We start from the raw sequence: 23,200 nt of genomic DNA, 5'->3' as shown, positions 1-23,200 counted from the left end.
TCCTTAGGTCAAGAAATACTGCAGCAGGTCGTTGAGGAACAACTGGCCGCGTGGTGTGGCCACCAGTCGCGTCGGTTCGACCTGCAAAAGTCCTTTTTGTTCGGCTTCACGACGTGCCGCCGCCAGCTGTGCCATCGGCAGTCCGGTGCGCTGACTGAACAGCTCGGCATCTACCCCTTGAGTCAGGCGCAGGGCATTCATCAGGAACTCGAACGGCAGTTCGTCTACGGGCAGCAGTTTTTCACCCGCCTTGAAGGCTTTGGCCGGGTTCAGGTAGTCCTTGGGCAGGCGGGTCTTCCAGGTGCGAACGATGCGCCCGTCCGGGTGGCTGAGCTTGCCATGGGCGCCCGCGCCAATGCCGATGAAGTCGCCAAAGCTCCAATAGTTCAGGTTGTGCCGTGCGGCGCGTCCGGGCTGGGCATAGGCGGACACTTCGTACTGGGCGTAGCCGTGCTCGGCAAGCAGGGCTTGGCCGGCTTCCTGGATGTCCCAGAGGATGTCGTCCTCGGGCAGAACCGGTGGCTGGTTCCAGAACACCGTGTTCGGTTCCAGGGTCAACTGGTACCAGGACAGGTGGGTCGGGCCCATGGCAATAGCCTGGCGCAAGTCGCTCAAGGCGTCATCCAGGGACTGATCGGGCAAACCGTGCATCAGGTCCAGGTTGAAGTTGTCGAACCCGGCACGTCGCGCCATGTCGGCCGCACGCACGGCTTCTTCACCGTTGTGGATACGCCCCAGGGCTTCGAGCTTGGCTTGTTGGAAGCTCTGGATGCCGATCGACAGGCGGTTGATGCCCAGTTGCCGGTAGGCGGTGAACTTCTCCTGCTCGAACGTTCCGGGGTTGGCCTCCAGGGTGATCTCAATGTCGCTGGCGAACGGGATGCGCTGTTCGACACCCGCCAGCAGCCGACCCAGTGCTTGCGCGCTGAACAGGCTGGGGGTACCCCCCCCGAAGAAGATCGAGCTCAGCGGGCGGCCATAAACTGCGGGCAATTCCTGCTCAAGGTCGGCCAGCAGGGCGTCGACGTAGGCCTCTTCCGGCAACTCGGCACTGGCTGCATGAGAGTTGAAGTCGCAGTACGGACATTTGCGCACGCACCAGGGGATGTGGATATACAGCGCGAGTGGTGGCAGCTGCGGCAGTGCCAGCCGAGGTGCCTGGGAGCTGAAGCCAGCCTCGCTCAGGTGCAGAGGCTGTGCTGGCGAATGCTCGGTCATGCCAGGCCCAGGCGCTGTCGCAGCAGGCTCATGGCGCGTGCGCGGTGGCTCAACTGGTTTTTCTCCACCGGGTTCAGTTCGGCGCTGGAGCAGTTGCGCTCCGGCACCCAGAACAACGGGTCATAACCAAAACCGTTGGCACCGCTGGCTTCGGTCAGGATACGACCGTGCCAGAGACCTTCGCAGAGAATGGGCAGTGGATCGTCAGCGTGTCGTACCAGTGCCAGGACGCACACGAACTGTGCGCCGCGCTGGTCGTGTGGCACGTCTTTGAGGGCATCGAGCAGCTTGGTGTTGTTGGCCGCGTCGCCCTGGCCATCGGCGTAGCGTGCCGAGTAGATGCCCGGGGCGCCACCGAGGAAGTCCACGGCCAGCCCTGAATCGTCGGCCAACGCCGGCAACCCGGAAATGCGCGCTGCATTACGGGCCTTGAGGATGGCATTTTCAACGAACGACAGGCCGGTTTCCTCGGGCTCTACGCTACTGAATTCACCGATTGAACGCAGTTGAACCGAATCGCCGAGCATGGCCTGGAGTTCTTTCAGTTTGCCGGCGTTATGGCTGGCCAATACGAGCTGTGGAAAAGTCATCATTCGCCTGGGAATACTTCCTGGTTAAAGCTGAAACTGTTGGTTTTGCCAGCGGCACCGACAGTGACCGTGAAGGTGTAGGTTTCGGGCTGCTGCACCGGGAACTGGGCAATGTAGTACACCGCGCCCTGATCACTGACCTGCTTGAAGGTCAGGTCGGTCTTGCGGCTGGTCAGGTCGCTGACAGTGCCGCTGACCGAGGCGGTGCTGGCCTTGCCGTCCTTGAGCACCGTAATGTTCAGTACGCCCTGGTTCTTGCTGCGCACAAGGCCTGCGGCCTGTGCAGTCGCGGGTTGCAGGAAGCCGGAATTGAAGACGCTGTAGTGAACAGTCACATCACCGAAGACTTCCTTGCGCTCGGGCTTGGCGGCATCGGCAGCCAGGACCGGGATGGCCAGGCACAGGCTGCATAGAAACAGGACTAGACGGCGCATGATCGTACTCCTCGAAAAAGGGCGGGGTTAAACCGCGACCTGATGTTCCTGCAGGCCCGGGCTGTTGACACGGTAAATGCCGATCTCCCCTAGTAGATTAGGCCAAAGCTTGCTTGCCCACCCGTGACGGTGCAAATGGTCTACCGCCAGGCGGTCGAGTACTTGTGCCCGGCGCTCGCGGCACAGCGCCTCGAAGTCTTCGAAGGTGCAGAAGTGGATGTTCGGCGTGTTGTACCAGGTATACGGCATGAAGTCCGAAACCGGCATGCGGCCTTTGGTCGCCAGGTACCAGCGGCAGCGCCAATGACCGAAGTTGGGGAAGGTGATGATGCACTGGCGACCGACCCGCAGCATTTCGTCGAGAATCCGGTCTGGGTATTCGACGGCCTGCAGGGCCTGGGTCATGACCACGACATCGAAGCTGTTGCTGGCAAAGTTGCCCAGGCCCTTGTCGAGGTCCTGTTCGATGACGTTGACGCCCTTGGCCACGCATTCGGCGATGTTGTCGGGGTCGATTTCCAGGCCGTAGCCGGTTACCTGTTTGTTGGCGCGCAGCGAAGCCAATAGCTCGCCATTACCGCAGCCAAGGTCGAGTACCCGGCTGCCGGCGGGGATCCAGTCTTGGATGATTTCCAGATCGGCTCTCATGGGGTCCTCAGAGGGCAATGCGGTTCATGTAGCGGGAGAAGGCCTGCAGGTACCGTGGGATCGGGATCAGGAAGGCATCGTGGCCTTGAGGCGCGTCGATCTCCAGGTAGCAGACGTTTTTCTTCGCGGCCATCAGTGCGTCGACGATTTCCCGCGAGCGAGCCGGCGAGAAACGCCAGTCGGTAGTGAACGACATCACGCAGAAGTCGGCTTTGACGCCGGCCAGGGTTGCGGCCAAGTCACCACCATGGGCAGCAGCCGGGTCGTAGTAGTCCAGCGCCTTGGTCATCAGCAGGTAGGTGTTGGCGTCGAAACGCCCGGAGAACTCTTCGCCCTGATAGCGCAGGTAGCTCTCCACCTGGAACTCCACGCTGTGGAAGTCGTAGTTGAGCTTGTCGCTTTTCAGCTCGCGGCCAAACTTCTCGCCCATCGAGTCATCGGACAGGTAGGTAATGTGCCCGACCATGCGCGCCAGCATCAGGCCGCGCTTGGGAATTACGCCATGCTCCTGGAAGTAGCCGCCATGGAACTCCGGGTCGGACAGGATGGCCTGGCGCGCCACTTCGTTGAAGGCGATGTTCTGTGCCGAGAGCTTCGGTGCGGAGGCGATGGTCAGGCAGTGGCGTACCCGCTCGGGGTAGCTGATGGTCCACTGCAGTGCCTGCATGCCGCCGAGGCTGCCACCCACGACCGCCGCCCAGGTGCTGATGCCGAGCCGGTCGGCCAGGCGTGCCTGGCTGTGTACCCAGTCTTCCACGGTGAGTACCGGGAACTCGGCACCAAAAGGCTTGCCGGTCGCCGGGTTCACGCTGCTCGGGCCGGTCGATCCGTTGCAGCCCCCGAGGTTGTTCAGGCTGACGACGAAGAAACGGTTGGTGTCGATGGGTTTGCCGGGGCCGATGCAACTGTCCCACCAGCCGGGTTTGCGGTCATCGGGGCTGTGATAGCCCGCCGCGTGGTGGTGCCCCGACAGGGCATGACAGATCAGCACGGCGTTGCTCGCGCTGCTGTTGAGTGTGCCGTAGGTTTCGTACATCAGGTCGTAGGCGGCCAGCGATCGACCGCAGGCCAGGGCCAGTGGGTCGCTGAAGTGCGCCAGTTGCGGTGTTACCAGACCGACCGAATCTTCGGGAAAGACAGTGGACATCGACCCTGCTCACGCTTAAATGAGGCGTAAGTCTAAAGACCGCTGGGGTGGGGGGCAAGCCGCGTGGTAGATGGCTGGCCTTGCCGACGAAGCGGTATGAATTCATCGTCGGCAAGGCCGCGTCTACAGGCGCGGTGTTGTCAGGCCTGAAATCAGACCAGCAGGCGCAGGATCTCTGGCATGGCGGTCATGGCGGCCAGGTTGTTGATGACCAGCATGTCGATCAGTTTCAGCGCCATGAATGCCAGGATCGGCGAGATATCCAGGCCGCCCAGGTTTGGCAGCAGGCGCCGGAACGGGGCCAGGAACGGATCGCAGATCTGGTTGACCAGCTCGGCACCGGGGTTGTGGCTGCCCGGTGCTACCCACGACAGGATCACGCTGATGATCAGGGCGAAGAAGAAGATCTTCAGGAACAACGCGGTTACGCCAATGATCGACCAGATCAGCAGTTGCACCGGATTGCCGGTAGTGCCGTAGGCCAACAGCAAGGTCAGGCCCATCAGCAGCAGTTGCACCGCCAGTGCCAGCAGCAACGACGACATGTCCAGGCCGAACAGGCTTGGGATGATCCGGCGCAATGGCTTGAGCAGCGGCTGGGTGGCGCGCACGGCAAACTGGCTGAGCGGGTTGTAGAAGTCTGCGCGAACCAGCTGCAGGATGAAGCGCAGCATCACGATCAGCAGGAACAGGCTGCCGAGGGTCTGCAGAATGTAGATTGCAGCGGTGTTCAGTCCGATCATCTTCGGCTCCTTAATTGCCTAGTTGTTCGGCCAGTTCGGCCGAGCGATGCGCAGCTGCGCCCAGCGCTTTTTCCACCAGCGCTTCGAATCCATCGGCCTGGAAGGACTTGATCGCAGCTTCTGTAGTGCCCGCTGGGGAGGTCACTCGACGGCGCAGCTCGGCTGCGTCTACATCGCTGTTGACCGCCATTTGCGCGGCGCCCAGTGCCGTTTGCAGGGTCAGGCGTGCTGCGGTTTCACGTGGCAGGCCAAGCTTCTCGCCGGCTGCGGTCATGGCCTCGATCAGCAGGAAGAAGTAAGCCGGGCCGCTGCCGGATACGGCGGTGACCGCGTCCAGTTGTTGTTCCTGTTCCAGCCACAGCGCGATGCCAACGGCCGAGAGCAGTTGTTCGGCCTGCTGGCGCTGTTCGGCACTGACCTGGGCGGTGGCGAACAGGCCGCTAACGCCCTGGCGCAGCAGTGCCGGGGTGTTGGGCATGCAGCGCACGATCGGCTGGGCACCCAGCCACTGGTTCATGCTGGCACAGGTGATGCCGGCAGCAATCGAGACGATCAGTTGGTTTGGCTGGAGGCTGGGTTGCAGGGCCAGGCAAACGGCTTTCATGGCCTGGGGTTTGACGGCCAGCACGATTACGTCGGCGCCATCGATGGCCTGGGCGTTGTCGGCGAACATCTCGATGCCGTGTTCGGCGTGAATCTTGGCGCGCTGTTCGGCACCAGGGTCGCTGGCGCAAATTTGCGCAGCCTCCAGGCCCTGTGCGCGCAGGCCGCCGATCAGGCTGGCGGCCATGTTGCCCGCACCGATAAAGGCAATACGAGTCTTGCTCATGTCAGGTCCTTGTCGAAAAAGTGAATAAAACAGGGTCAGGGTTGGCCGTAGTCACGCGCACCAAACAGTGCGGTACCGATGCGCACCCAGGTCGCGCCCTGTGCAATCGCCGATTCCAGGTCGTGGCTCATGCCCATGGACAACGTGTCGAGTGGCAAGGCCAGGCTGGCCTGCAGGTCGCGTACCTTGGCAAAGGCTGCGTCCTGCGCGGCGCGGTCGTCGGTAGGCTCGGGTATTGCCATCAAACCGCGCAGTCGCAGCCGTGGCAGCGCCGCGATGGCAGCGGCCAGCGCGGGCAATTCCTCTGGGGTACAGCCGGATTTGCTGTCTTCGCCGCTGACGTTGACCTGAATACAGATATTCAGTGGCTCAAGCGTTTCGGGGCGTTGTTCGGAAAGGCGTTGAGCGATTTTCAGGCGATCCACGGAATGTACCCAGTCGAAGTGCTCGGCGATTGCGCGCGTCTTGTTCGACTGAATGGGGCCGATGAAGTGCCAGGTCAAGGGCAGGTCGGTTAATTCGACCTGTTTGCCCAAGGCTTCCTGCAGGTAGTTCTCGCCCATGTCGCGCAGGCCGGCGGCGAATGCTTCGCGCACGGCGGCGGCAGGTTTGGTCTTGCTCACGGCCAGCAGCTTGATGCTGGCCGGATCTCGCCCGGCAGTCTCGGCGGCACGGTGGATGCGCTCGGCGAGGGTGGAAATGTTGTCTGCTATGGTGGACATGATCGATGCCAGCGGCTCTTTGGGTCTGCGGCATTCTACCTGCTTGGCGATGTTTGGGGAGTCTTATGGATGTGACTGAACTGCTGGCCCTTGCTGCCAAGGCGGGGGCCTCGGACCTGCACCTGGCGGCGGGTGATGTGCCAATGATCCGCCTGGATGGCGAGATGCTGCGGCTGGATTTGCCGTCGCTTGAGCCTGATCAGGCGCGGGCGTTAATCGCGCACATCATGACGGATCAGCAAAAAAAGGATTTCAAAACCCTTCAGGATCTCGATTTTTCCTTTGCCATGGCGGGTGTGGGGCGCTTCAGGGTCAATGCCTTCGAGCAGTTGCAAGGCGTGGGGGCGGTGTTCCGGTTGATCCCCTCGTCGGTGCGTGGCCTCGCTGAGTTGGGGCTGGGTGCGGTTTTCCGGCAAATCGCCGAACTGCGCGGCGGCCTTGTGTTGGTGACCGGTCCGACCGGCTCGGGAAAGTCCACCACCTTGGCAGCCTTGATCGATCACCTGAACCGCGAGCGCGCCCTGCATATCCTCACCGTTGAAGATCCCATCGAGTTTATCCACAGCCCTGTGCGTGGCCGTATCAGTCAGCGCGAAGTGCCGCGTCACAGTCACAGTTTTGCCGCGGCATTGCGTGCAGCACTGCGTCAGGACCCCGATGTACTGATGCTGGGGGAGCTAAGGGACCTGGAAACGATCCGCCTGGCCCTGACGGCGGCTGAAACCGGGCATCTGGTATTGGCCACCCTGCACACCGGTTCAGCAGCGAAGACCGTTGATCGAATCGTCGATGTGTTTGCCGCCGAGGAGAAGCAATTGGTGCGCACGATGCTGGCCGAGTCGCTGCAGGCTGTTGTGTCGCAGGTGCTGGTGCGCAAGCCGGGTGGCGGGCGGGTGGCCGCACACGAAATCATGCTGATGACGCCGGCGATCCGCAATTTGATCAGGGAGGGGAAGGTGGTACAGATCCAGTCTGCGATTCAGACCGGTGGTGCACTGGGCATGCAGACCCTGGACAGTTGTCTGCAGGGTCTGCTGGCAAGGGGTACCATCAGTGCGGGTACGCTCCGGATGGCGGGATGTGCGCCCGGTGCGTTTTAGCGCTTGGCCAGGCTCAGCTGTTGCTGGTCCTTGGGCAGTACACGTTTTGCGACCACATAGTGGTTCTGCCAGTAAGGCTTGTTCAGCGTGTCGATGCTGACGCGCTTGCCCGTGCGTGGCGCATGGATGAAACGGTCGTTGCCCAGGTAAATGGCGACGTGATTCACCTTGCGGCTCTTGATGTTGAAAAACAGCAGGTCACCCGGCTTCAGGTCTTTTTGATCGACCTTGATGCCGTGGCCGCTGGCCATGGCGTTGGAGGTGCGAGGCAGGTCGACTTCATCGATATCGTTGAAGGCGTACTTGACCAAGCCGCTGCAGTCGAAGCCCTTGCTTGGGCTGCTGCCGCCCCAGCGGTAGGGCGTGCCTAGGGCATTGACGGCGCGGCTCAGCACATCGCTGCTCTGCTTGGCCGACAGGTTGGCCGTTGGTTTTTTCGGTGTGGCACTACGGCTGGCATAGTGAACCTTGGATACCGAACCTTTGTTGGCGTGTACGCCGGTGGCATTGGCGGTGTAGCCAGAGAAGCCAGTAGGAAGACGTTGCTCACGGTTGGTGGCGTGGGCGGCCAGGGGCAATAATAGGCAAATAGTCAGCCATGTCTTGAAAAGGGGACGCATAGGCAGGGCTCTTGTTGGTTAGCGCGCAACTTTATAACAGCTTTTTTGCGCTACTCTGCTCCGCTGGTCGATTTCGGCGACACCATACGTCGGCTTGCTACAGAAAAGTCACATTTTTATTTAGAAAATTTTCACATAACCCGCTGAGGCTACGAATGAACAGTTATCAACAGAGCCCGCCGTACCATGACACGCACAGCAAGGTTATCGGCTATCTGCTGTGGTGTTTTGGCTTCCTTGGCGCGCACCGTTTCTACTATGGCAAGCCGGTCACGGGCACGATCTGGTTCTTTACCCTGGGGCTGCTTGGTATTGGCTGGCTGATCGACCTGTTCTTGATCCCGTCGATGGACCGTGAGGCTGACATGCGCTTTCACTCCGGGCCGCTGGATTACAACATTGCCTGGATTCTGCTGACGTTTCTCGGGGTATTCGGCGTGCATCGCATGTACCAGGGCAAATGGATCAGCGGCCTGATCTACCTGGTAACGGGTGGGCTGTTTCTGGTGGGCGTGCTGTACGACTTCTGGACCCTGAACGACCAGGTGTCGCTGAAAAACGCCCAGCAGCGCTAAGGCGCTGCCGGGCGGGGGCTTACTGGCGGTTTTGGCGCTGCTGCAGGAGCAGGTTGCTGAAGCCGCTGCCGGCCAATTGCTTCTGGGCCACGGTCAGTTGTTCGCGGTTGCTGAACGGGCCCACCAGTACGCGGTACCAGGTTTCGTCGCGGACCATGCCGGACTCAACCTGCACCGCCTGACCGAGCAGAATGATCTGCGCACGGACCTTGTCGGCATCGGCTTGCTTGCGGAACGAGCCAGCCTGCAGGAAAAACTGAGTGGTTGCTGCCGGTTTCACCACCGGTGGTGGCGGTGGCGTCTGCCCCAGCAGTGCGGCCTGGGCCCTGGCAGTGTCGATTTTCGCCGCTTCAGCCGGTGTGACTGGCTGCTGTGGTTGGGCGGGTACCGGCGGCGTCTTCTCCGGTACGGCTTCTGGCGGCACGATGACTTCCGACTCGGGCAGCAGGGTGTAGAAGTCGTACTTCGGCTTCACTGGCTGTTGCGGGCTTGGGGGCGTCTTGTTCGCTTCGGCGGCTCGCTCGGCTTTCTGCTGTTCGGGCTTGCTCCGCTTGACCTCGTCGGTGCTCGGATCAAGCTTCATCAGAAAAACAATGAACGCGCCGACCGTCAGGCCGACGGCCAGCCACAGCCAGCCGGGGATCGGCTTTTTCTCTGGCGCCTGATAGCGGCTGGCGCCGCGCTTGGGGGCGGGCTTTTTCTTGGCTGCCACCTTACATGCGCTCCAGGGTTTCCAGGCCCAGCAACTCCAGGCCCTGCTTGAGGGTGCGAGCGGTCAGTGCGGCCAGGCGCAGGCGGCTCTGTTGCTGCTCGGCGGTTTCGGCGGCCAGGATCGGGCAGTTCTCATAGAAGCTGGAGAACAGGCCGGCGACGTCGTACAGGTAGCTGCAGAGAACGTGCGGCGTGCCTTTCTCCGCGACGTTGTTCAGGATTTCGCCGAACTGTGCCAGGCGTGCAGCGAGGTCTTGCTCCTGCGCAGCTTGTAGGGTGATATGGCCGTCAACTTCGCTGAAGTCCTTGCCCAGCTTGCGGAACACGCCCGCCACACGGGTGTAGGCGTACAGCAGGTACGGTGCGGTGTTACCTTCGAAGTTGAGCATCAGGTCGAAGTTGAAGCTGTAGTCGCTGGTGCGATGCTTGGACAGGTCGGCGTATTTCACGGCGTCGATACCCACCACCTGAGCGATGGCGCGCAGTTCGTCCTCCGCCAGTTGCGGGTTCTTTTCCTTGACCAGCGTATAGGCGCGTTCCTTGGCTTCGGTCAGCAGGTCGATCAGCTTGACCGTACCGCCGTCGCGGGTTTTGAACGGGCGGCCATCGGCACCGTTCATGGTGCCAAAGCCCATGTGTTCCATGACCATGTCGTTGCCGACGAAGCCGGCGCGGCGGGCTACTTCAAACACTTGCTGGAAGTGCAGTGCCTGGCGCTGGTCAACGAAATACAGGGCGCGGTCGGCCTTGAGCACATTGCTGCGGTAGCGCACGGCGGCCAGGTCAGTGGTGGCGTACAGGTAGCCACCGTCGGCCTTCTGCACGATCACCGGCAGTGGGTCGCCGTCGGCGGTCTTGTACTCTTCAAGGAACACGCACTGGGCGCCATTGCTTTCGACCAGCAGCCCCTTGGCCTTGAGGTCGTTGACTACGTTGATCAGGTCGTCGTTGTAGGCGCTTTCGCCCATGACGTCGGCCATGGTCAGTTTGACGTTGAGCAGCTCGTAGGTCTTCTGGCAGTGCGACAGCGAGATGTCCTTGAAGCGGGTCCACAGCTTCAGGCATTGGGCGTCACCGGCTTGCAGCTTGACCACCAGGCTGCGGGCGTGATCGGCGAAGGCTTCGGACTCATCGAAGCGCTTTTTCGCGGCACGGTAGAAGTTTTCCAGGTCCGACAGCTCGTCGCTGGTGATCGGGTTTTCTTCCAGATAGGCCATCAGCATGCCGAACTGGGTGCCCCAGTCGCCGACGTGGTTCTGGCGGATCACGTTATCGCCAAGGAACTCGAGCACGCGGGCAACGGCATCGCCGATGATGGTCGAGCGCAGGTGGCCAACGTGCATTTCCTTGGCCAGGTTGGGCGCCGACAGGTCGACGACCACTTTCTGTTGTGGGCCGGCTTTCTGTACGCCAAGTTTGGTATCGGCCAGCGCGGCATCGAGGCGTGACGCCAGGGCCTGGGTATTCTGGAAGAAGTTCAGGAAGCCAGGGCCGGCGATTTCCACTTTGCTGACCTGGGCATCGGCGGGCAGGGCCGCAATGATTTTTTCGGCCAGGTCGCGTGGCTTCATGCCGGCCGGTTTGGCCAGCATCATCGCGATATTGCTGGCGAAGTCGCCGTGGGTCTTGTCCCGGGCGTTTTCCACCTGGATCGCCGGCGTAAGCCCTTCAGGCAGCACACCGTCGGTGACGAGTTGGGTGAGGGCTTGCTGGATCAGCTGGCGAATGGTGTCTTTCATGGGCTTCTCTTTCGACCGCAAGCGCGGCGGCGCTTGGATGCGCAGGTGGAAAAACTGAACATTATCCGTTGCTGGCGCGAGCTTGCCAACCTTTGACGGCCGTGTTGCGCTTGATCTTCTGCAATGTGGTTACAAACCGGCCTTGTCGACACAAGGGGCGGATTGATCAATAGAGGTCAACCGGGTCCACATCCAGCGACCAGCGCACCTGTCGCCCGCTTGGCATGTGTTCCAACAATAGCAGCCAGGCATTGATCAGCCGATGCAGCGGCGCACGAGCGTTCGCCTGCAGCAGCAACTGTGCGCGGTAACGGCCGGCCCGGCGCTCCATTGGCGCCGGTACCGGCCCGAGCAGTTCGATGCCATGCAGGTTGTGCTCGGCCAGCAAGTGTTCGGCGGCACCGCAGGCTTCATCGAGAAAGCCTTCAGCCTGGCCCGGTTTGTGCGCTTCGGCGCGGAGCAGGGCAAGGTGCGCGAAGGGTGGAAGGCCGGCGGCACGGCGCTCGCTCAAGGCCTGTTCGGCAAAGGCGAAGTAGCCTTGTTCGGTCAGTTGGACCAATAGCGGATGGTCGGCCAGGTGGGTCTGGATGATCACTCTGCCGGGCTCTTCCGCGCGCCCGGCGCGACCCGCTACCTGAACGATCAGTTGCGCCATGCGCTCGCTGGCGCGGAAGTCGCCGGAAAACAGTCCGCCATCGGCATCGAGAATGGCCACTAGCGTGACGCGGGGGAAGTGGTGACCCTTGGCCAACATTTGAGTGCCGACCAGAATGCACGGCTGACCGCGCTGGATGGTGGCGAACAACTGGTTCATCGCATCCTTGCGTGAGGTGCTGTCGCGGTCGACCCGTAGCACCGGGTAGTCCGGGAACAGGATGCTCAGGCGTTCTTCAGCGCGTTCGGTGCCGGCGCCGACCGGGCGCAGGTCGACTTTATTGCATTGCGGGCATTGGCGCGGCATGCGCTCGTCATAGCCGCAATGGTGACAACGCAACTCGCCGGAGCGCTGATGGACGGTCATTCGAGCATCGCAACGCGGGCATTCGGACATCCAGCCGCAATCATGGCAAAGCAATGTCGGGGCGAAGCCTCGGCGGTTGAGGAACACCAGCACCTGCTGGCCAGCGGCGAGTGTCTGGCCAATGGCTTGTTGCATTGGGCCGCTGATGCCGCTGTCCAGTGGGCGACTCTTGACATCCAGGCGCAGGAATCGCGGTGCCTGGGCACCCCCGGCGCGGTGGTTCAGGCGCAGCAGGCCATAGCGGCCCGTGTAGGCATTGTGCAGGCTTTCCAGGGAAGGCGTGGCCGAGCCCAGCACGATCGGGATGTTTTCCTGGCGAGCGCGCACCAAGGCCAGGTCGCGTGCGTGGTAACGCAGGCCTTCTTGCTGTTTATAGGAGCCGTCGTGCTCTTCATCAATGATGATCAGCCCTGGGGTTTTCATGGGCGTGAACAGGGCTGAACGGGTGCCGATGATGATGTCAGCCTCGCCGTCGCGGGCTGCCAGCCAGGCATCCAGGCGTTCGCGATCGTTGACCGCCGAATGCAATAAGGCGATTCGGGCATTGAAGCGCTGCTCGAAGCGGGCCAGGGTCTGCGGGCCAAGGTTGATCTCGGGGATCAGGATCAGTGCCTGCTTGCCGGCTTCCAGGGTTTCACGGATCAGTTGCAGGTAAACCTCGGTCTTGCCGCTGCCGGTGACCCCGGCGAGCAGGAAGGCGTGGAAACTGTCGAAACCGGCCCGCACCGCATTGAAGGCCGCGTGCTGCTCCTCGTTCAGCGGTAGCTCCGGTTGTGCCAGCCAATGTTCATGGCGTTGTTGCGGGGCATGACGTCGCACTTCAACCTGTACCAGGGCTTTGCTCAGCAGCAGATCGAGGCTGTCTTTGTTCAGGCCCAGCTTGCCGAGCAGGCCGTGGGCGACGCCATGTGGGTGCTGGGCCAGGGTCGAGAGTGCTTCACGCTGGCGTGGTGCCCGGGCAATGCGCGGGTCGTCCAGGCGTGCGCCGGGTGCAATCTGCCAGAAGCGCTCCTGTCGTGCTTCGGCCGGTTCACCTTGGCGTAGAAACACTGGCAGAGCCCAGCTAAAGGTGTCGCCCAGGCTGTGCTGGTAGTACTGCGCTGTCCACACGCACAGCTTGAAGAAGGCTGGCGGCAGGGGAGAAACCGGGTCAAGCAGCGCGATCGCAGGCTTGAGTTTATCGGCTGGGACGTCGCTGTGGTCGCAGACCTCCACCAGGATGCCGATCATTTCGCGTCGGCCGAATGGCACCCGAATACGCATGCCGGGTGTCAATTCGATGCGGGTCATGCTCGCTGGGGCCCTGTAGTCGAACAGCCGCCGCAGGGGCGAGGGCAGAGCAAGGCGCAGAATGACGTCGGACACGCGGTAATTTCTCTGAAGGGTGATTCCTGAACCGTCGAGCCTATCAGACGACCGTCGGTGCAAGCGACAACTTGCGTCGACCGTAGGCTCTGGTATTATTCGCCGCCTAATTACGTGCGGTATTCAACAATGGTGTTGGATGGCGGCACGCAGTCGAGGAAGTGACCATGAAGCCAGAAATTCATCCAACATACGAAGCCGTTACTGCCACCTGCAGCTGCGGTGCTGTCATCGAAACCCGTTCGACTCTGTGCAAGCCACTGAGCCTCGACGTGTGCTCGCTGTGCCACCCGTTCTACACCGGTAAGCAAAAAGTACTGGACACCGGCGGCCGCGTACAGAAGTTCGCCGATCGCTTCGGCATGTTCGGTGCCAAGAAGTAAGATTGCGCACAAGACTAGCCTCTATGGGCCTGTCCATGCTGCTGAAGAAGGCGTCCCTTGTGGGCGCCTTTTTTATGGGCGCGATTTGGCAGGGTGTCGCCCTGGCATTCTGTCCTGCACCGGCTGGTCTGCAGTCGGTAAGCGTCACGCAGGTGGTCGATGGCGATACCGTGCGTCTGGATGATGGGCGCAGCGTGCGTCTGATCGGGGTAAATGCCCCCGAAATCGGTCGCAAGGGCCGCAGCAGCGAGCCGTTTGCCGAAGCGGCCCGGCAACGCCTGCAGGCATTGGTCAAGGCCAGCGACGGGCGTGTTGGCCTACAGCTGGGTGTGCAAGATCGCGACAAGTACGGACGTACACTTGCACATATCTATTCACGCAATGGCGACAATATTGAGGCGCAGTTGTTGGCTGAAGGCCTCGGCTATCGCGTGGCGGTGGCGCCTAACGTTGCGCTGGTGACGTGCCAGCAGGACGCTGAGCGGGTGGCTCGCCAAGCACGGCTGGGGCTTTGGCGTATGCCTGCAGTGCGTACTGCCGGGCACATCGAGCAGTCAGGCTTTGCGCTGATCACTGGCCGTGTTCAGGCCGTCGAGCGTAACCGTGGGGGCATCTGGATCGAAATCGACGAAGGATTGGTGCTTCAGGTCAGCTCGCGCTTGCAGAACGACTTCCCGTCGTCCTTTTTTGAGGGTCTCAAGGGGCGGCAAGTGGAAGCGCGGGGTTGGGTGCTGGACCGTTCCCGCAAAGGCGCTCTGAAGTCGGGGCAGGCGCGTTGGTTGCTGCCGCTGACCGACCCGAGCATGCTCGAACGGGTTGATTAAGCAAAGAATTGTGGACATTTTTAAAATAAATTGTACACACTGAAAGCCTTGCAGGACGCGGCTCTTGGCGGAAAGTCGTAGGTTAAAGGCCTTGACACTAGTGACCGGGCAGTCTTGTCGGCCCCTTGCTCTTTGCGTATCCTCGGCGGCTCGTCAGAACAGTAAAAGCGGAATGCCCATCATGTCAGATTTGAAAACTGCCGCTCTCGAATACCATGCTCAGCCTCGTCCGGGGAAACTGAGCGTCGAGCTCACCAAGCCTACCGCGACTGCTCGCGACCTGGCCCTGGCCTACAGCCCGGGCGTCGCCGAGCCGGTACGTGAAATCGCTCGCGATCCAGAGCTGGCCTACAAGTACACCGGCAAGGGCAATCTGGTAGCAGTCATTTCCGACGGTACTGCCATCCTCGGCCTGGGTAACCTGGGCCCTCTGGCTTCCAAGCCTGTCATGGAAGGCAAGGGTGTTCTGTTCAAACGTTTCGCCGGTATCGATGTGTTCGACATCGAAGTCGACTCGGAAAGCCCACAGGCATTCATCGACACCGTCAAGCGTATCTCCATCACCTTCGGTGGTATCAACCTGGAAGACATCAAGGCACCCGAGTGCTTTGAGATCGAACGTGCTCTGATCGAGCAGTGCGACATCCCGGTATTCCACGATGACCAGCACGGCACCGCGATCGTGACCGCTGCCGGCATGATCAACGCCCTGGAAATCGCTGGCAAAACCTTGGGCGAGGCGAAAATCGTCTGCCTGGGCGCCGGTGCTGCTGCCATCTCCTGCATGAAGCTGCTGGTGAGCATGGGTGCGCAGATCGAAAACATCTTCATGGTTGACCGTACTGGCGTTATCCACGCTGGCCGTGACGACCTGAACCAGTACAAGGCGGTGTTCGCTCACGCTACCGAGAAGCGCACCCTGTCCGAAGCGTTGGAAGGCGCTGACGTGTTCGTCGGCCTGTCTGGCCCGAACCTGCTGAGCGCTGAAGACCTCAAGCGCATGGCAGCCAACCCGATCGTGTTCGCCTGCTCCAACCCTGATCCAGAGATCTCGCCAGAGCTGGCTCACGCCACTCGTAACGATGTGATCATGGCCACCGGCCGTTCGGACTACCCGAACCAGGTCAACAACGTTCTGGGCTTCCCATTCATCTTCCGTGGCGCTCTGGACGTTCGCGCCAAGCGCATCAACGAAGAGATGAAGATCGCTGCTGCAAACGCCCTGCGCGAGCTGGCCAAGCTGCCAGTGCCGAAGGAAGTGTGCGACGCCTACGGCGGTATCTCGCTGGAGTTCGGCCGTGAGTACATCATTCCGAAGCCAATGGATGCTCGCCTGATCACCGTTATCTCCGATGCTGTGGCCAAGGCTGCGATCGAGACCGGTGTGGCAACCCTGCCGTATCCGAAGAACTACCCGCTGAAAAGCGTGGATGACGTCTTCAACGGCTAAGCCGTTGTAGCGCTCCAGCAAAAAAAAGCCCCGGCGCGTGAGCGTCGGGGCTTTTTTGTATGCGAATGCCTTAGACATCAGCCAGTGCGCACGGATTCCTGTGGGGGCCTTGCCTGCAATGCAGGCGCCGCGATCTGGCTGACACCCCACTGATGACACCATCGCCAGCAAGAGCCGTGCTCCTGCATCGCAGGAGCACGCTGTCGACAGGGTCAGAACAGGTCGATCGGAGCGGCTTCATCTGCGGGCAGCGGGCTGCCCGGCAGGTTGCTGTTGCCCAGTTCGTTGACTGATGGTGGTGAGTCTTCAGCCTTGAACAGCTCAAAGTAGGCGTTTGGCGTGCTAGGTGTCGCCGCACGGCCACTGGCCGGGTCAATCCGCAGGCTGAGGATACCCTCCGGCTCTGCCAGGGTATGGGCCGGTTTGTCCTTCAGTGCTGCGCCCATGAAGTTGATCCAGATCGGCAGGGCTACCGTGCCACCATACTCGCGATGGCCGAGGGTCTCTGGCTGGTCGAAGCCGGTCCACACCGTGGTGGTGTAGTCAGCGTTGTAGCCAGAGAACCATGCATCCTTGGCTTCGTTGGTGGTCCCGGTCTTGCCAGCGAGGTCGGTTCGCCCCAGAACCATCGCCCGGCGGCCGGTGCCACGCTTGATCACGTCTTCCAGCATGCTGGTAAGGATGTACGCGGTGCGGCCATCGATTACACGCGGTGCGATCACGGGGGCTTGCGCCACAGCCGTCGGGTTGGAGGTATCGACGCTGATTGGCCCCGGCTCCGGCGCAGCAATGCCGTTCTGGTCTTCAGCGCCCTGCGGCACGCGCGCCGGGTTGGCGGTGAACAGTGTTTCGCCGTTACGGCTCTCGATGCGCTCGATCAGGTACGGCGAGACTTTGTAGCCGCCGTTGGCAAAGGTGCTCCAGCCGGTGGCGATCTCCATCGGGGTCAGGGTCGCGGTGCCCAGGGCCAGCGACAGGTTGCGCGGCAGGTCCTGTTTGTTGAAACCGAACTTGGTGATGTAGTCGATCGTAGGGTCGACTCCCAGGCTTTGCAGCAATCGGATCGAAACCATGTTGCGCGACTTGTACAACGCTTCACGCAAGCGGATCGGGCCAAGGAAGGTGTTGGTGTCGTTCTTCGGGCGCCAGACCTTGTCCAGGTACTCGTCGACAAACACGATCGGGGCATCGTTGACCAGGCTGGCGGCGGTGTAGCCGTTATCCAGTGCGGCACTGTAGATGAACGGCTTGAAGCTTGAGCCTGGTTGACGCTTGGCCTGCATGGCGCGGTTGTAGTTGCTCTGCTCGAAGGAGAAGCCGCCGACCAGCGCACGGATGGCACCGCTGTGCGGGTCCAGCGAGACCAGTGCGCTCTGCGCCGTTGGTACCTGGCTGAACTTCAGGGTGCCGCTGTTCAGGCGCTGTACCCGGATCAGGTCGCCGATCTGGGCAACATCCGCTGGCTGCTGCGGGCTGCGGCCCTGACTGTTGGTGTTGAGGAAGGGGCGGGCCCATTTCATGCTGTCCCAGGCAACCGGCAGCTCTTCGCCAGTGCGGGTCAGGACATGCAGGCCGCTCTTGTCGACCTTGGTCACGATGGCCGGTTCCAGGCCGCCCAGCGGCCGTTGCTTGGTCAGTTCCTGCAGCCAGGCCGCACGGGTTTTGCCAGGCAGGCGCGATTCCGGCCCGCGGTAGCCGTGACGCTGATCGTAGGCGAGCAGGCCTTCGAGTACGGCGTCGTTGGCCATTTCCTGGAGGTCGCTAGGGACGGTGACCGTCACGCGGAAGCCTTCAGTGTAGGCGTCGCTGCCATAGCGGCCGACCATCTCGGCACGGGCCATCTCGGCGATGTAGGGAGCGTTCACTTCCGGGGTCGGTACGTGGTAGCTGGCGTTGATCGGTTCAGCCAAGGCGCTCAGATAGCTGGCTTCGTCGATTTTGCCAAGCTTGTACATGCGGCCGAGGATCCAGTCGCGGCGTTCTTTGGCGCGAACCGGGTTGGCCAGCGGGTTGAAGCGTGATGGTGCCTTGGGCAGGCCGGCGATCATCGCCATTTGCGCCAGGCTGACATCGCGAATCGACTTGCCGTAGTAGACCTGGGCCGCGGCTTCAATGCCGTAGGCGCGGTTGCCCAGGTAGATCTTGTTCACGTACAGCTCGAGGATTTCATCCTTGGTCAGTTCGCGCTCGATCTGCAGGGCCAGGAGAATCTCGTTGGTCTTGCGCGAGAAGCTGCGTTCGCTGCTCAGGAAGAAGTTCTTCGCCACCTGCATGGTGATGGTGCTGCCGCCACTCTGGATGTGGCCCGACTTGACCAATTGTGTTGCAGCACGCATCAGGCTACTGGGGTCGACCCCATAGTGATTGGCGAAGTTGTCATCTTCGGCGGCCAGCAATGCCTGGATGAAATGTGGCGGAATGTCGGCAAAACGGATGGGTGAGCGGCGCATTTCGCCAAACTCGGCGATCAGCTTGCCGTCACTGCTGTAGACCCGCAGGGGGATCTGCAACTGGATGCTTCTGAGGGCCTCTACCGAGGGCAAGCTGGGGCTAAGATACAGAAAGGCGCCGCTCAGACCGAGTACGAGCGCACAAATGACTGCGACGAAAGACCACCAGAAGAACTTCAGCAGGCGTATCAAGGCTTTGGGGTGTCCAGATAGAGGAGTGAGTTGAGCACAGGCCCAGCGGACGTCAAAAAAAACGCTGGGCATTATAAGCAATTTTCACTGCTGCGCGTTACGCGTGCAGTTGTCAAGGTGTTCGGTTGCCGCTGGCACAGGCTGTGCGCGGCGAACGGCCACTTTCAAAAATAGGGAAAGCCAATGTTTGGACGCTTCGGCAAGGATGCCGGTTCACTTTTGGGCATTGAAATCACGTCCACTGCCGTACGCCTGGTTCAACTGGCGGGTCGTGGCGAAGGGGTACGTGCCTGGGCCATTGAGCCGCTGGCTCAAGGCGCCGTGGTTGATGGGCGCATGGTGGCGCCTGACTCGCTCGCCGCGGCATTGACTCAGGCGTTCAAGCGCAGCGGGGCTACAGCCGTTGATGCTGCTTTGGCGCTGCCGGCGTCGGCGGTCATGTGCTGTGAGGTGACGATGCCACGCGGGCTTGGCGACGATGAAATCGCTGACCGTTTGTCCGACGAGTTAGCGGGTGTTGTCCCGTATCCCCTTGATGACGCGGCGGTGGACTTTCAGGTCATGGGTGCCAGTGCGCAGGCGCCGGGGCTGCTCACGGTGGCGGTGGCGGTTTGCCGCTGGAGCATGGTGGAGATGATTGAGGATGTTCTGGCCTTGGCCGGCTTGCGTCCACAGATCGTCGATATCGACAGCCATGTCTTGCAGCGGGTTGCCTGTCGGGCATCAGGTGCGGCTTCGGCGGTGCTGATGGTTGAGGTGGACCACTTGGTCTTTCACCGCTTGCATGAGACGGGTGAGAGCCGTCGCGACGAGTTGCAGGGCGGGGATGCGGTCGTGCAGCCAGCGTCCATTGTTCGTGCGCTTGATCATTGGTTGTTAAGTGACCTGGAGCGTACCCGCGGGCCAATGCCGGAGCGGTTGTTGCTGGCAGGGGCCGGTGCCAGTGCGTTGCTCGCCGAACAGTTGCAGCCAAGGCTGGGTGTCGCCTGCGCTGTGCTTGATCCCTTTGACGGTATGGTCGGTGCGCAGGATGGTGCATTGCGTGCGGTTGCACCGAGCCTGGCAATTGCCTGCGGTCTGGCGTGCAGGGGGGTTGACTGATGCGGTGGGTCAACCTGCTGCCGTGGCGAGAAGCAAGGCGTCTGGCTCGAGGCCAGCAAATGCGGGCCATGCTGCTGGCGATGCTATTGCTGGGCGGTGTAGGCGTCTTGCTGGTGGACCGTGCGGTCAAGCACCGGCTGAGTGGGCAGGAGGCGCGCAACGCGGGATTGCAGCACGACAGTGAGCAGCTTGATGAACTGATCGTCCGTCTGTCCGATTTAGCCGGACAACGGGATGCTTTGCTGGCGCAACTGCAGGGCGTCGAAGCGTTACAGGACGGGCAGGGATTCGACGTGTTTGAGCGTTTGATTCATGCTTTGCCGCACGGCGTGCAGCTTACCGGGTTGACGTTTGAGGCCGCGCGGTTGAACGCCTCTGGCCTGGCCCCTTCAAGTGCAACGGTAGCCCGGTTACTCCGAAATCTCGAAGCAGTGCCGGGTTTGCATGGGTCTGAACTGCAGGATGTAACGGCGAGTGGGGCGGGCGTGGCCTTCCAACTGCGGGTGGGTGTCCAGTTATCTGATTCGGCTTCTGGCCCATGAGCCGCCTGGCCATGTTTGTCGGTCTGGAGTGGGGGGTATTGGGCGGTTGGTCCTGGCGGGCGAAGACGGCGTTGCTGGTTGCAGCCCTCGCCGCCGTGGCGGGGCTTGGCTACGGCTTTCAGGTGCGTGACGGGCTGCTGCAGTTGGAGCTCTCGGTAGGGCGAGAGGCTGCGCTCAAGCTCGAAATTGTCGAGAAGTCAGCGCAGGCAGCGCTTTCGGAGGGGTACCACCGCCAGATCGATGCCTTGCAGCGCCGTCTTGATACTGCCGGACGGCGGCTGCAGCAAGGCGATGGAGTTGCTCGGTTGCTGGAGGATATCTCTCGGTTGGGTGAGGGGGTTCTTGTCGAGCAGTTCAGGCTGTTGGAAGAAGTCCCTCATCCCTACTTTATCGAGCAGCCGCTGCAATTGGATGCCACGGGTGCTTATCCACAACTGAAGGCGTTGTTCGCCGGCCTGGCTGGGCTTTCACGGATTGTCACGTTGACGTCGCTGCAATTGGTACCTGCCGAGGGGAAGGCGCCCGGTCAGTTGCAGGTGCGTCTGCTTGCCAGCACCTACCGTACGGGCGACCTGTCTCAAGCGCTTGAGCTCAGCGCGCTGCCTGTGTCTGGTGAGGTTTCAGCATCACTGTCACACGACCCGTTTGTCGCGGTTGAGCCGCCTGAGTCACGCGCGCTGCTTGAGCGGCTTGCACTTGAGCAGTTTGAGATGGTCGGCAGTCTGTACGGTCGGCAGGGGCGTGTGGCTTTGCTCAGCGCTGCGGGTTCGGTGCATCGGATACAACTGGGGGATCGCTTGGGGTCTGACCATGGACGCGTCGTGGCCATCAGCGAGCATCAGATCGAGCTCGTCGAGCAGATTTTTATCGAGGGTAGGGGGTGGGTTGAGCGGCCTCGCGCCCTGGTGTTGAAACAGGCGGACCGTCGCGACGGTCGTTGACGCTGGAGGTCATGGATGAGCAAGCGGTGTTGGGTGTTCGGGGTGTTGTGTTCGTTTTTGGCGAGCAAGGATCTGCATGCGGCGGTATCGACGGGGCCTTATGTTGGTGAGCCATTGTCGTTGAACTTTCAGGATGTCGAGGTGCGCTCGGTGCTGCAGGTGCTGGCCGAGTTCACCGAGCTGAATCTGGTGGCCAGCGACGCAGTGCAGGGCAATGTCACCCTGCGCTTGCAGAATGTACCCTGGGATCATGCGTTGGATCTGGTGCTGCGCAGCAAGGGGCTCGGCAGGCATCTGGATGGCAATGTGCTTATGGTGGCTCCATTGGAAGAGCTGGCGGGGCTGGCAACGTTGCAGCGTGAGTTGTTGCAGGTGACCCATGCCAAGGCTGCAGATATCGCTGAGCTTTACCAGGGCTTGTTCAAAAGCGATTCAGCAGGTGCCGAGCACGGTTCTCTTGTGATTGATGAGCGTACCAATACCATTCTCGCCCGCCAGACCTCGGCGCGTCTCGATGCGTTGCGCCAGCTTGTCGCGCAATTGGATGTGCCGGTGCGTCAGGTGCTGATCGAGGCGAGGATTGTTGAAGCCAATGTCGATTACGAAAAGAGTTTCGGCATTCGTTGGGGTGGCAAGGTGGGCGTGGGCGGTGGTCTGGGGCTCTATGGACCAGGTGAAGCCGGGCGACCGTTTGTTGATCTTGGGGTGGAACGGGCGAGTTCGGGCATTGGCTTGGGGTTGGTTCGTGACAGCCAGTTGCTCGATCTTGAGCTGAGTGCGATGGAAAAATCCGGTAATGGGGAAATCATCTCGCAGCCCAAGGTGGTGACCGCTGACCGAGAGACCGCCCGGATCCTCAAAGGGACCGAGGTGCCTTATCAGGAGTCGGGCGCCAATGGCACCACTTCGATAACCTTTCGCGAGGCTTCTCTGTCACTTGAAGTGACACCGCAGATCATGGCAGATAACCGTGTGGTGATGGTTGTCAAGGTGACCAAGGATGAGCCTGATTACCTCAATGCCCAGGCTCAGGTGCCGCCGATACGGAAGAATGAGGTCAATGCCAAGGTTCAGGTGGGTGATGGGGAGACCATCGTGATTGGCGGGGTGTACTCGACGGTGCAAAGTAAAGTGGTTGATAAGGTGCCATTTTGGGGCGATGTGCCGTATGTTGGGCGGCTGTTTAAGCGCGATGTCGTACAAGAAAAAAAATCTGAGCTGCTGGTCTTCCTGACTCCGCGTATCATGGGTGACCAGGCGATTGCTGTGAGTCGTTGATTCTGTGCGAAATTTGATACTTGTTGGGCCGATGGGTGCTGGCAAAAGCACCATCGGCCGTCTGCTTGCCAAAGAGCTGCGTCTGCCGTTCAAGGATTCCGATAAGGAAATCGAGCTGCGTACGGGCGCCAATATCCCATGGATCTTCGACAAGGAAGGCGAGCCGGGTTTTCGTGATCGTGAGCAGGCGATGATCGCCGAGCTGTGCGAGGCCGATGGCGTGGTGCTTGCGACCGGCGGTGGCGCCGTGATGCGCGAAGCCAATCGCCGGGCCTTGCATGCCGGTGGGCGAGTGGTTTACCTGCATGCCTCGGTTGAGCAGCAAGTCGGGCGCACCGCGCGTGACCGCAATCGACCGTTGCTGCGTACCGCCGACCCTGCTGCGACCTTGCGTGCCTTGCTGGAGCTGCGTGATCCGCTCTACCGAGAGATCGCCGACCTGGTCGTGGAAACCGACGAACGTCCGCCGCGTATGGTGGTGCTGGATATTCTCGAGCGCCTGGAGAAGTTGCCGCCCCGTTAGGCTATCCTCGGCGGCCAGTCATGCCGTGACAGGGCACCTCGTTACTGCGCGGGC

22 protein-coding genes and 1 pseudogene are annotated in these 23,200 nt (G+C 61.3%); 10 read left to right on the top strand and 13 right to left on the bottom strand.

The window, feature by feature from the left end; genetic code table 11:
• Positions 1–3 precede the first annotated feature (3 nt).
• From hemW to IE038_RS09145, 8 genes are all read right to left on the bottom strand, one after another.
• The gene (gene hemW, locus IE038_RS09180; protein WP_163937196.1) at positions 4–1,218 is read right to left on the bottom strand and encodes a radical SAM family heme chaperone HemW; all 1,215 of its coding nucleotides are present in this window, start codon (positions 1,216–1,218) and stop codon (positions 4–6) included.
• Positions 1,215–1,811 carry an RdgB/HAM1 family non-canonical purine NTP pyrophosphatase gene (rdgB, locus tag IE038_RS09175; protein WP_163937200.1) on the bottom strand — a complete coding sequence of 199 codons (597 nt, stop codon included), beginning with the start codon at positions 1,809–1,811 and terminating at the stop codon, positions 1,215–1,217. The genes hemW and rdgB overlap by 4 nt, the downstream gene beginning before the upstream one ends.
• Positions 1,808–2,242, bottom strand: a complete 435-nt coding sequence (locus IE038_RS09170; protein ID WP_189395499.1) for a DUF4426 domain-containing protein — start codon at positions 2,240–2,242, stop codon at positions 1,808–1,810. Before IE038_RS09170 ends, rdgB begins: the two co-directional genes overlap by 4 nt.
• Positions 2,243–2,269: 27 nt before the next feature.
• Positions 2,270–2,890 (bottom strand): methionine biosynthesis protein MetW, encoded by a 621-nt coding sequence (gene metW, locus IE038_RS09165; protein ID WP_065758191.1) that lies wholly within the window; start codon positions 2,888–2,890, stop codon positions 2,270–2,272.
• A 7-nt stretch (positions 2,891–2,897) separates the two neighbouring features.
• A complete protein-coding gene (gene metX, locus IE038_RS09160) occupies positions 2,898–4,037 on the bottom strand; it encodes a homoserine O-succinyltransferase MetX (protein WP_189395498.1) in 1,140 nt (379 codons plus the stop codon).
• Between the two features lie 152 nt (positions 4,038–4,189).
• Positions 4,190–4,780: a YggT family protein gene (locus IE038_RS09155; protein ID WP_163937203.1), complete on the bottom strand. Its 591-nt coding sequence runs from the start codon at positions 4,778–4,780 to the stop codon at positions 4,190–4,192.
• A gap of 10 nt (positions 4,781–4,790) precedes the next feature.
• Positions 4,791–5,609: a pyrroline-5-carboxylate reductase gene (proC, locus tag IE038_RS09150; RefSeq protein ID WP_189395497.1), complete on the bottom strand. Its 819-nt coding sequence runs from the start codon at positions 5,607–5,609 to the stop codon at positions 4,791–4,793.
• A gap of 35 nt (positions 5,610–5,644) precedes the next feature.
• Positions 5,645–6,331, bottom strand: a complete 687-nt coding sequence (locus tag IE038_RS09145) for a YggS family pyridoxal phosphate-dependent enzyme (RefSeq protein ID WP_163937206.1) — start codon at positions 6,329–6,331, stop codon at positions 5,645–5,647.
• Positions 6,332–6,396: 65 nt separating this feature from the next.
• Between IE038_RS09145 and IE038_RS09140 the strand changes: the two genes are divergently transcribed.
• Entirely contained in the window at positions 6,397–7,431 is a 1,035-nt protein-coding gene (locus tag IE038_RS09140; RefSeq protein WP_189395496.1) for a type IV pilus twitching motility protein PilT, read from the top strand.
• On the opposite strand, the gene IE038_RS09135 is transcribed toward IE038_RS09140, so the two are convergent.
• Complete coding sequence (locus tag IE038_RS09135) at positions 7,428–8,051, bottom strand: C40 family peptidase (protein ID WP_163937208.1); 624 nt, start codon at positions 8,049–8,051, stop codon at positions 7,428–7,430. The genes IE038_RS09140 and IE038_RS09135 overlap by 4 nt on opposite strands.
• 155 nt (positions 8,052–8,206) lie before the next feature.
• Between IE038_RS09135 and IE038_RS09130 the strand changes: the two genes are divergently transcribed.
• Positions 8,207–8,626: an NINE protein gene (locus IE038_RS09130; RefSeq protein WP_189395495.1), complete on the top strand. Its 420-nt coding sequence runs from the start codon at positions 8,207–8,209 to the stop codon at positions 8,624–8,626.
• A 19-nt stretch (positions 8,627–8,645) separates the two neighbouring features.
• On the opposite strand, the gene IE038_RS09125 is transcribed toward IE038_RS09130, so the two are convergent.
• From IE038_RS09125 to IE038_RS09115, 3 genes are all read right to left on the bottom strand, one after another.
• Positions 8,646–9,338, bottom strand: coding sequence for an SPOR domain-containing protein (locus IE038_RS09125; RefSeq protein ID WP_163937211.1), 693 nt, complete (start codon positions 9,336–9,338; stop codon positions 8,646–8,648).
• Position 9,339: 1 nt separating this feature from the next.
• Positions 9,340–11,076, bottom strand: coding sequence for an arginine--tRNA ligase (argS, locus tag IE038_RS09120; protein ID WP_189395494.1), 1,737 nt, complete (start codon positions 11,074–11,076; stop codon positions 9,340–9,342).
• Between the two features lie 166 nt (positions 11,077–11,242).
• On the bottom strand, positions 11,243–13,462 hold the full coding sequence (locus IE038_RS09115; RefSeq protein ID WP_163937215.1) for a primosomal protein N': 2,220 nt from the start codon (positions 13,460–13,462) through the stop codon (positions 11,243–11,245).
• Between the two features lie 167 nt (positions 13,463–13,629).
• Here IE038_RS09115 and rpmE point away from each other — a divergent pair, with 167 nt between their 5' ends.
• The 3 genes from rpmE to IE038_RS09100 all read left to right on the top strand — a co-directional run bounded on the left by rpmE (position 13,630) and on the right by IE038_RS09100 (position 16,119).
• Positions 13,630–13,845 carry a 50S ribosomal protein L31 gene (gene rpmE / locus IE038_RS09110; RefSeq protein ID WP_065758202.1) on the top strand — a complete coding sequence of 72 codons (216 nt, stop codon included), beginning with the start codon at positions 13,630–13,632 and terminating at the stop codon, positions 13,843–13,845.
• Between the two features lie 23 nt (positions 13,846–13,868).
• Positions 13,869–14,669, top strand: a complete 801-nt coding sequence (locus IE038_RS09105) for a thermonuclease family protein (RefSeq protein ID WP_163937218.1) — start codon at positions 13,869–13,871, stop codon at positions 14,667–14,669.
• A gap of 181 nt (positions 14,670–14,850) precedes the next feature.
• Positions 14,851–16,119: a malic enzyme-like NAD(P)-binding protein gene (locus IE038_RS09100; RefSeq protein WP_163937221.1), complete on the top strand. Its 1,269-nt coding sequence runs from the start codon at positions 14,851–14,853 to the stop codon at positions 16,117–16,119.
• Between the two features lie 212 nt (positions 16,120–16,331).
• On the opposite strand, the gene IE038_RS09095 is transcribed toward IE038_RS09100, so the two are convergent.
• Complete coding sequence (locus tag IE038_RS09095) at positions 16,332–18,758, bottom strand: penicillin-binding protein 1A (protein WP_189395539.1); 2,427 nt, start codon at positions 18,756–18,758, stop codon at positions 16,332–16,334.
• Between the two features lie 186 nt (positions 18,759–18,944).
• Here IE038_RS09095 and pilM point away from each other — a divergent pair, with 186 nt between their 5' ends.
• The 5 genes and pseudogenes from pilM (at position 18,945) to aroK (ending at position 23,146) form a co-directional block, all read left to right on the top strand.
• Positions 18,945–19,862 (top strand): type IV pilus biogenesis protein PilM, encoded by a 918-nt coding sequence (gene pilM / locus IE038_RS09090; protein WP_163937228.1) that lies wholly within the window; start codon positions 18,945–18,947, stop codon positions 19,860–19,862.
• Positions 19,862–20,404, top strand: a complete 543-nt coding sequence (locus tag IE038_RS09085; RefSeq protein WP_189395493.1) for a PilN domain-containing protein — start codon at positions 19,862–19,864, stop codon at positions 20,402–20,404. Before pilM ends, IE038_RS09085 begins: the two co-directional genes overlap by 1 nt.
• Positions 20,401–21,345, top strand: a complete 945-nt coding sequence (locus IE038_RS09080) for a pilus assembly protein PilP (RefSeq protein ID WP_189395492.1) — start codon at positions 20,401–20,403, stop codon at positions 21,343–21,345. Before IE038_RS09085 ends, IE038_RS09080 begins: the two co-directional genes overlap by 4 nt.
• 99 nt (positions 21,346–21,444) lie before the next feature.
• Positions 21,445–22,623: pseudogene (locus IE038_RS09075) on the top strand (type IV pilus secretin PilQ); the annotation flags it as partial.
• Between the two features lie 4 nt (positions 22,624–22,627).
• Positions 22,628–23,146 carry a shikimate kinase AroK gene (aroK, locus tag IE038_RS09070; protein WP_065758209.1) on the top strand — a complete coding sequence of 173 codons (519 nt, stop codon included), beginning with the start codon at positions 22,628–22,630 and terminating at the stop codon, positions 23,144–23,146.
• The last annotated feature ends 54 nt before the right edge of the window (positions 23,147–23,200 follow it).

It is taken from the genome of Pseudomonas laurentiana, assembly GCF_014648275.1.
GTDB lineage: Bacteria > Pseudomonadota > Gammaproteobacteria > Pseudomonadales > Pseudomonadaceae > Aquipseudomonas > Aquipseudomonas laurentiana.
The sequence above is the reverse complement of the archived record's forward strand: the minus strand, read 5'-3'. Positions and strand labels throughout refer to the sequence as shown.